Annotated in this window: 7 protein-coding genes; 4 read left to right on the forward strand and 3 right to left on the reverse strand. The window is 74.8% G+C overall.

The features are described 5' to 3' along the window. A partial coding sequence (locus tag AA75_RS41795) for a DUF4139 domain-containing protein (protein ID WP_149038691.1) occupies positions 1 to 993 on the reverse strand: 993 nt, incomplete at its 3' end. A gap of 419 nt (positions 994 to 1412) precedes the next feature. Between AA75_RS41795 and AA75_RS41800 the strand changes: the two genes are divergently transcribed. The 3 genes from AA75_RS41800 to der all read left to right on the forward strand — a co-directional run bounded on the left by AA75_RS41800 (position 1413) and on the right by der (position 4965). After that, complete coding sequence (locus tag AA75_RS41800) at positions 1413 to 2498, forward strand: prephenate dehydrogenase (RefSeq protein WP_033825760.1); 1086 nt, start codon at positions 1413 to 1415, stop codon at positions 2496 to 2498. Between the two features lie 151 nt (positions 2499 to 2649). After that, the gene (gene cmk, locus AA75_RS41805; protein WP_033825761.1) at positions 2650 to 3363 is read left to right on the forward strand and encodes a (d)CMP kinase; all 714 of its coding nucleotides are present in this window, start codon (positions 2650 to 2652) and stop codon (positions 3361 to 3363) included. Between the two features lie 147 nt (positions 3364 to 3510). Next, on the forward strand, positions 3511 to 4965 hold the full coding sequence (gene der, locus AA75_RS41810; protein WP_033825762.1) for a ribosome biogenesis GTPase Der: 1455 nt from the start codon (positions 3511 to 3513) through the stop codon (positions 4963 to 4965). A 162-nt stretch (positions 4966 to 5127) separates the two neighbouring features. Here der and AA75_RS41815 read toward each other — a convergent pair whose 3' ends face one another. Together AA75_RS41815 and AA75_RS41820 are read right to left on the reverse strand one after the other, a co-directional pair. Beyond that, positions 5128 to 5703: a hypothetical protein gene (locus AA75_RS41815; RefSeq protein ID WP_149038692.1), complete on the reverse strand. Its 576-nt coding sequence runs from the start codon at positions 5701 to 5703 to the stop codon at positions 5128 to 5130. 314 nt (positions 5704 to 6017) lie between these two features. Next, positions 6018 to 6953 (reverse strand): hypothetical protein, encoded by a 936-nt coding sequence (locus AA75_RS41820; protein WP_055731267.1) that lies wholly within the window; start codon positions 6951 to 6953, stop codon positions 6018 to 6020. A gap of 646 nt (positions 6954 to 7599) precedes the next feature. Between AA75_RS41820 and AA75_RS53860 the strand changes: the two genes are divergently transcribed. Then, positions 7600 to 8385: a transglycosylase family protein gene (locus AA75_RS53860; RefSeq protein WP_033825764.1), complete on the forward strand. Its 786-nt coding sequence runs from the start codon at positions 7600 to 7602 to the stop codon at positions 8383 to 8385. Positions 8386 to 8535 lie beyond the last annotated feature (150 nt).

Raw genomic sequence — 8535 nt, forward strand, 5'->3', positions numbered from 1 at the left:
AGCGGCGAAGGGCACGGCGGCGGCCGGTGCGACGGGCGGCGGCAGCGGGAAGTCCCGGCCGGCGGCGGGCGCCGGGCCCGCCGCGTCGTAGTCCGCGAACAGGCCGGCCAGCCCCGCGGGTGGCTCGCGCCACCCGGACGGCGCAGGCGCCTCCTGGCGGCGGCCGATCCGGACCGACCGCAGCCTCGGCAGCTCGGTGCGGCGCCGCAGGTCCGCGGTGGACAGCGACAGCCGGACACCCGTCCAGTCCTCGCCCGAGCGCTGCGCCACCGAGGCGCGCAGGACCAGCTCCGCGGTGGGTTCGCCCTGGCGGTGGCCCAGCCGGTAGGTCGGCACCCAGACCGCGCCGGGCACGCCGTACTCCAGCTCCAGCTCGACCGCGTCGGTGCCGGCACCGACGACCGCCAGGAGGGCGGTCGCGCTGGTCGCCACCGGCCGTGCCGGAGCGGCGTCGGAGGCCCGCGACAGCTCGTCCTCGGCGACGGCGAGCGCGTGCTCGGCCAGCCGCAGGTCCTCGGTCAGCGCGGCGGCCCGCTCGTGCAGAGCGGCCAGCCGCTCGTCGACGAAGTCGGCCAGTTCCAGCCAGGCCTCCGCGGGCGTCCGGCGGTGCGGCTCCTCGCGGCGGCGCGGCGGCGGGACGGCCCGCAGCGCGGAGACCTCCGCGATCAGCCCGAGCTGGCGGGTGTGCCGCTCGTCCGCCGCGTCCCGCGCGTCGCGGGCGAGTTCCAGGCGGCGGCGCAGCTCGGGCAGGTCGCCGGGGTCGTGGAGCTCTGCCTCGACCTCCAGCCTGGCCTCCGTCACCCGCGCGCCGCCCCCGCCGAGCACCCGGGCCCGCAGCGAACCCGCGTCCAGCGACCGCGGCAGCCCGGTGAGCCGGACCCGGCCGTCCGGCGGTACGACGCCGCGGGCCCGTCTGCGGCAGAGTGCGCCCGTGGCGTACACCGTGACGGAGTCGAGCCCCGACTCCCAGCCGCGCGCTGTCCGGTCTGTCACCCTGCTGCCCCCTTCGCCTGCCCTTGCTTGCCCTGCCCGCTGCCCGCTGCCTGCGGCCCGGTGCCTGCTTCCTGCGGCCTGGGCGGCCGCTCCGGCCGGCTGTCTCGCTGCCGCTGCCGCTGCCGCTGCCGCTGCCGCTGCTGCTCCGGCTGCGTGGTCGGCGCTTCGGCCTGCGGCGGTCCGGGGCCAGTCTGCCGCGCCCCGACCCGGCTGTCCGGTGATTTCCGGGGCACGTCCACGGCGCGTCGGGGGTGTGGACACCGCGGGCGGGCCGGTGGTTCCCACCGGGCGCGGTGGTTCGGGTGCGCCCTGCCGGTACCGGTGGGGAGGGCTCGTCCTGGACACCGCGTGCGGCGGCGGGACGCCGTGAGGGAGGATGATCGGACCCACGCCACCGGCACCACAGGAGACCCGCACCCATGCGCACCGCCGTCGTCGTCGGCACCGGACTGATCGGCACCTCCGCCGCCCTCGCCCTCAGCGGCCGCGGGGTGAGCGTCCACCTGGAGGACGCCGACCCGGACGCCGCCCGTACCGCGGCCTCGCTCGGCGCCGGCACCACGGACCCGGCCGACGGCCCGGTCGACCTGGCGATCATCGCCGTACCGCCCGCCCTGGTGGGCAAGGTGCTCGCCGACTGCCAGCGCCGCGGCCTGGCCCGCTGGTACACCGACGTCGCCAGCGTGAAGGCCGGGCCCCGGGCGGACGTGGTCGCGCTCGGCTGCGACACCGTGCACTACATCGGCAGCCACCCGATGGCAGGCCGCGAGCGTTCCGGCCCGCTGGCCGCCCGCGCCGACCTGTTCGAGGGCCGGCCCTGGGTGCTCACCCCGACCCCGGACACCGACACCGGCACGCTCAACGCGGTCCTGGAGCTGGTCGCGCTCTGCGGGGCCATGCCCATCGTGATGGACGCGGCCGCCCACGACCGGGCCGTGGCCCTGGTCTCGCACGCCCCGCAGCTGGTGTCCTCGCTGGTCGCCGCCCGGCTCGAACACGCCGACGAGACCGCCGTCCGGCTCTCCGGGCAGGGCGTGCGGGACGTGACCCGGATCGCCGCCTCCAACCCGGCCCTGTGGGTGGACATCCTCTCCGCCAACGCCGGAGTGGTCGCCGACATCCTGGAGGAGGTCGCCGCGGACCTCGGCGGGACCGTCACCGCGCTGCGCGCCCTGCAGGCCGCCGACGAGGGCGAGCGCCGCTCCGGCGCCGCCGGGATCGAGGCGGTGATGCGCCGCGGCAACACCGGGCAGGCCCGCATCCCCGGCAAGCACGGCGCCCCGCCCACCCGGTACGAGACGGTCACCGTCGTCCTCGGCGACCAGCCGGGCGAGCTGGGCCGGCTGTTCGGCGAGGTCGGCGTGCTCGGGGTGAACATCGAGGACGTCACCATCGAGCACTCCACCGGCCAGCAGGTCGGCCACGTCCACCTCGCCGTCGCCGCGGGATCCGTCAAGCCGCTCACGGCCGGGCTGCGCGAGCGAGGCTGGAGCGTACGGGACTGAGACCGCGGGGCGCGGGGGTGTGGCAGGGGCCAGTGTCCGCGCACCAGGGCGCCCCGAACCCCCGGCCGTCCGACCGGGTGGGGCGGGAGCCGTCCCGCGGTCGTCTAACCTTGACGTAGTCACCCTGGTTGTATGGAGAGAGGTTCGCCCCGTGGACACTGCCGACCGAGCGCACGCCCCGGTCGTCGTCGCCATCGACGGACCCTCCGGCTCCGGCAAGTCGACCGTCTCCCGGGCGGTAGCCGCCCGGCTCGGGCTGAGCTTCCTGGACACCGGCGCCATGTACCGGGCGATGACCTGGTGGATGCTGGCCAACGACGTCGACGTGGACGACCCCGAGGCGGTCGCCATCGCCTGCGGCAAGCCGGTGATCGTCTCCGGTACGGACGCGGCCGGCCCGACCATAACCGTCGACGGCCAGGACGTCTCCGGCCCGATCCGCGGCCCCGAGGTCACCGCCCAGGTCTCCGCCGTCTCCGCCGTGCCGGCCGTCCGCGCCCGGCTGGTCGAGCTCCAGCGGGGCTGCGCCGAGGTCGCCGAGCGCGGCATCGTCGCCGAGGGCCGTGACATGGGCTCGGTGGTGTTCCCCGACGCCACCGTCAAGATCTTCCTGACCGCCTCCGAGACGGCCCGCGCCGAGCGCCGGGCCGCCGAACTGCGCGCCAAGGGCGTCGACGAGGCGACCATCACCGCGATGGCCGCCGACCTGGCCCGCCGTGACGCCGCCGACTCCTCCCGGGCGACCGCCCCGCTGACCCAGGCCGCCGACGCGGTCCTGGTGGACACCAGCGCGCTCACCCTGGACCAGGTGATCGACCGGATCGCCACCCTGGTGGAGGACCGGGCCGGCCTGTCCGCCGTCTGACCCCTCCGCCCTGCCCGTCGGCCTCGCCGGCGGTACCCGTAGACCCGCGGTAACCGACCGCACCACGCAGTACTCGCGCTGCCCGCCAGGGCAGGTACGCACGGCGCGCCCCTGGGAAGGGCCGCGCCGGGAAATGGAAAAACGAAGATGAGCAACGAGACCCCGGCCGTGCACGGCGAGCTGGACTCGGCGGAGTACGCCGAGTTCATGGCCCTCGCCGCCGAGGAGGGCTTCGACTCCGAGGAGATCGACGCCGACCTCGACAGCGCCTCCGCCGGTCCGCTTCCGGTGCTGGCCGTCGTCGGCCGCCCGAACGTCGGCAAGTCGACCCTGGTGAACCGCATCATCGGCCGCCGCGAGGCGGTCGTCGAGGACCGTCCGGGCGTCACCCGTGACCGCGTCACCTACGAGGCCACCTGGAACGGCCGGCGCTTCAAGCTGGTCGACACCGGCGGCTGGGAGCTCGACGTCCTCGGGCTCGACGCGATGGTCGCCGCACAGGCCGAGCTCGGCATCGAGACCGCCGACGCGGTGCTGTTCGTGGTCGACGCCACGGTCGGCGCGACCGACACCGACGAAGCCCTGATCAAGATCATCCGCAAGGCCGGCAAGCCCACCGTCCTGTGCGCCAACAAGGTCGACGGCCAGTCCACCGAGGCCGAGGCCGCCTACCTCTGGTCGCTGGGCCTCGGCGAGCCGTACCCCGTCTCCGCCCTGCACGGCCGCGGCTCCGGCGACCTGCTGGACGCCGTCCTGGCCGCCCTGCCGGAGGCCCCGCCGCAGACCTTCGGGGCCGGCGGCCTCGGCGGCCCGCGCCGCGTGGCGCTCATCGGCCGTCCGAACGTCGGCAAGTCGAGCCTGCTCAACAAGGTCGCCGGCGAGGAGCGGGTGGTCGTCAACCCGCTGGCCGGCACCACCCGCGACCCGGTCGACGAGCTCATCGAACTCGGCGGCAAGACCTGGAAGTTCGTCGACACCGCCGGCATCCGCCGCCGGGTCCACCTGACCGCCGGCGCCGACTACTACGCCTCGCTGCGCACCTCCTCCGCGCTGGAGAAGGCCGAGGTCGCGGTGGTCCTGATCGATGCCAGCGAGACGCTGGCCGAGCAGGACACCCGGATCATCTCGATGGCCGTCGAAGCGGGCCGCGCCGTCGTGGTCGCCTACAACAAGTGGGACCAGCTCGACGAGGAGCGCCGCTACTACCTCGAGCGGGAGATCGAGCGCGACCTCGTCCAGGTCCAGTGGGCCCCCCGGGTCAACGTGTCGGCGCTCACCGGCCGGCACATGGAGAAGCTGGTCCCGGCGATCGAGACCGCGCTGGCGGGCTGGGAGACCCGGGTCCCGACCTCCCGGCTGAACGCCTTCCTCGGCGAGCTGGTGGCCTCCCACCCGCACCCCGTCCGGGGTGGCAAGCAGCCGCGCATCCTGTTCGGCACCCAGGCCGGTACCCGGCCGCCGCGGTTCGTCCTGTTCGCCTCCGGCTTCCTGGAGGCCGGCTACCGGCGCTTCGTCGAGCGCCGGCTGCGCGAGGAGTTCGGCTTCGTCGGGACGCCGATCTCGATCTCGGTCCGGGTGCGGGAGAAGCGCCGCCGCAAGTAGTCCGGCCCGGGCCCGGTCGGCCGCCGGCCGGGTGGGCCGGAATGGTGATGAGTGGAACGACGGCGGAGGCCGGGCAGTCACGTACTGCCCGGCCTCCGCCGTCTGCGTGCCGTCCGTGCGTCGTCTACCGGGTGCCTGCCGTCGACCGTCAGCCGTCAGCCGTCAGCTCGGGCCGGTGGCCCGGCCCGGCGGCAGCGAGAGCATCGAACGGTGCCGCCCGCCCGGGCCGGTGCCGTTCCCGTTCGCGGAGTCCGGGGGAGCGGACGCCACCGTCCCTGCCGGGGCACCGGGCGCCGCCGCGGACTGGGCCGGCGCGAGGTAGCCGGCAGCCACCCAGCCCTGGCCGTTGGCGGGGCCGGGCGCGCCGCCGTACTGGCCGGGCCCGGCGTTCCCGGCCGCCCCGCCACCGCTGCCGCCGCTCCCGAACGCACCACCGCCCGCGAACGCGCCGCCCCCGAATGCGCCACCCCCGAACTGGCCGGGCGCCGACTGCTGCGCGGGCATGAACTGCGGCGCTCCGTGGGTCTGCCCCGCGAAGGTCTGGAAGCTCTGGTGCTGCTGGTACGGCATCAGCTCGTGGCGCACCGGCTCCCGCACGGCGAAGCCGGTGAACCGCATGTTCTCCTCGCCCGACCGGTCGCCCGGTAGCGCACGGAAGAGCCGGCGGTACTCGGAGTACAGCGTGTCGTAGATCGGAGTGGCCGAGGACGGGTGCTCCGCGTCGTACGACGGGCGCATGCTCGGGATGGAGCGGCCGGCGGCGGAGGGACGGCTGGGGGAGGCGACGTCATAGCTGTACACATGGGGGCCAACGAGTGAGCCGGTCAGGGGATGCGGGGGTGACGCACGGCGCCCTGAGCTACTGAGGGGCGGTCACCGCGCGCCACACGCCCCCCAGCTGTCACGCGCGCGGGCACGCACCCCGGCGGTGCGCCGGGGTGCGTGCGACGTGGGCACCGATGCCGGCCGCTCGGCCGCTTCGGGGCGCTCGGCTGCTCAGGTGCTCGGGGACTCGCGTGCCCAGGTGCCCAGGTGCTCGGGGACTCGCGTGCTCAGGTGCCGGCCAGCGGGAGCATGCCGGCCACCAGGCGCCCCTGGCTCGCCGCCCGGTCCAGCGCGAACCGCAGCAGGTCCTCCCGGGGCTGGCGGCCGATGGTCTCGGCGGGCACCGCGTACATGATCACCTCGGACTGCTTGGCCGCCGCCGCCCGCCAGGCGTCGGTGACCTGGAGCGGCTGGTGCGCCTGCCACCAGGCGGCGCTGCCGCCGGTCGCCGAGGGCTGGAGGATCGCGTGCAGCTGACCGATCGCCATCAGCACCGACCATCCGGCCAGCGGGCGGGCCGGGGCCCGGTTGACCTCCGTGACCTGCTGGAAGCCGTGTTCGACGAGCAGGGAGAGGAACTCGTCCTCGCCGGAGTTGCTGCCCGGCCGGCCGACCGGACCCGTGGGCTCGACCACCAGGGCGGCGTGTCCGGTGTCGCCGCAGAGCACCAGCCCGCAGGTCACGCCTAGTACGGCCGGCTGGTTCCCGGCGACGGGTGCGGCGCCCGCGGGAGCGGTCGGGGCCGTAGGGGCGGTCGCGGCCCGTGCGGCCGCACCGGCCGCCTGGACCGGGGCCGGCGCGGGGATCCCGGCGGCCGTGGCGGGTCCCCCCGGAACTGCGAAGGCCGGAGCGCCCCCCGGAAGCGGGGGAGCGGCCGGGCCGGTGGCGCTGCCCTGGGCCTGGCTGATGCTGCGGACCGCCCCCAGCAGTTGCTCCTCGGAGACCATCACCACCTGGGAGGGGATGCAGCGGGAGTGCGCGAAGGCGAGGACCGCGGTCTCGTCGCCGACGAACAGCACTGTGCTGGTGGGCTCCCGGAGGGAATCGCCGGGCTGGCGGCACGAGGTGCAGTCATAGGCATCCGGCGCGTGGGCGCCGCCCAGCAGGCGGTCGGCCTCGTCGTCGCCGATCTCGGCTCGTACGTCCTCGCTCACATCGAGCATGCGCGGCACGAAGGCTCCTCTGTTGGTCTGGTCCGGGACACGGGTGTCGGGGAATCGCGGCGGTCGGTTGGGACCCGGCTCGGACGCGCGCCCGGCCGCCATTACCAACGGGCCCCTGTGTCAGGGGTCACGGGTGAGCCCGGCTCCGACGGGATTTGCCGCAGATCTGACTGCCGTAGGTGAGCGAGTGGTCGCATCCTGTCGATGATGTGCCCGACCTCACAGGGCCTCAGAAGTGGCCCGGGCCACAACGGAGCGTAATTCGAACTTCGCAAATGTGGTCAAACCGGTCATTTGGCTTTGATTTGCTTGATCAATACCGCCGGTAACCCTCGATTGACCTGGGATGACCCGAAAACGTTTGGCGCTCCCTTATCCGGCTCGTAGCTTCGTTCCCAGTGCAACGAGCACTACCCGGGCTCACCCCCAGGTGCCAGAGCGGCCGGCTGACCACCGGCGACGCGAAGGGCATCGGCCGGAGCGCAGACCCCGCGAGCAGCGGGCGCGGCGCACGGCAGCCGGAAGGGTGGCCGGGACGGCACGGCACGTCGGACACGTGCACAGCCGTCCAGCGGACGCGGCGAACGGAACCACGCCCCCAGGGCCTGGTTCCGCATGCCCGCCCGGGGCCTTTGAGAGGACACTCATGACCTTCCGTAACGAGACCGCCGCTGCCACCACCACCGCCACCAAGCGCAACCGCGTGCGGATGGCCGTTCTGGGCAGCGTCGTCGTTGCCCTCCCGGTGGCCGGCCTCGTCACGGCCACCTCGGCCTCCGCCGCCTCCGTGTCCACCTGGGACAAGGTTGCGCAGTGCGAGTCCACGGGTAACTGGAGCATCAACAGCGGCAACGGCTTCTACGGTGGCCTCCAGTTCACCTCCAGCACCTGGGCCGCCTACGGCGGTACCGCGTACGCCCCGCAGGCCAACCTGGCCACCAAGGCCCAGCAGATCGCCGTCGCCGAGAAGGTGCTCGCCTCCCAGGGCCCCGGCGCCTGGCCGGTCTGCTCCGTCAAGGCCGGCCTGACCGCGGGCGGTGCCCCGGCCCAGGTCGACACCGGCGCGGCCGCCGCCAAGACCGAGACCCCGAAGCCGGCGGCCCCGAAGCCCGCCGCGCCGAAGCCGGCCGCCCCCAAGCAGGACGCCGCCAAGCCGGCCGCGCCCAAGCAGGACGACCGCGCCAACCGCAGCACCGAGCGTCAGCCGCTGGCCGCCGAGGCCCCGAAGGCCGCCGACAAGCCGGCTCCGGCCGCTCCGGCCGCCCCGGCCGAGAAGACCAACGGTGCCGACTACACCGTCAAGAGCGGTGACACCCTGAGCGACATCGCCGCCGCCAAGGGCCTCGACTGGAAGACCCTCTACAAGAACAACGCCGGCGTCATCGGCGGCAACCCGGATCTGATCCTCCCGGGCCAGGTCCTGTCCGTCTGACGGACCTGAGGGATCTCCGACGGATCTTCCGCATCGGCGCCGCCTGACAGCGCTGTCCGATCGGCACCCACGCAGGCCGCCGGCCGCACCCCACCGGGGTGTGACCGGCGGCCTGCGGGCGTTGTGGGTGGTGGGTGGTGGGTGGTGGGT

This window comes from Kitasatospora sp. MBT63 (assembly GCF_000710465.2).
Classification (GTDB): Bacteria; Actinomycetota; Actinomycetes; order Streptomycetales; family Streptomycetaceae; genus Kitasatospora.

Coding starts and splice junctions, on each gene's coding strand:
- AA75_RS41800 (WP_033825760.1), top strand. CDS start 1,413: ATGCGCACCGCCGTCGTCGTCGGCACCGGACTGATCGGCACCTCCGCC.
- der (WP_033825762.1), top strand. CDS start 3,511: ATGAGCAACGAGACCCCGGCCGTGCACGGCGAGCTGGACTCGGCGGAG.
- AA75_RS41815 (WP_149038692.1), bottom strand. CDS start 5,703: ATGCGCCCGTCGTACGACGCGGAGCACCCGTCCTCGGCCACTCCGATC.
- AA75_RS41820 (WP_055731267.1), bottom strand. CDS start 6,953: ATGCTCGATGTGAGCGAGGACGTACGAGCCGAGATCGGCGACGACGAG.
- AA75_RS53860 (WP_033825764.1), top strand. CDS start 7,600: ATGACCTTCCGTAACGAGACCGCCGCTGCCACCACCACCGCCACCAAG.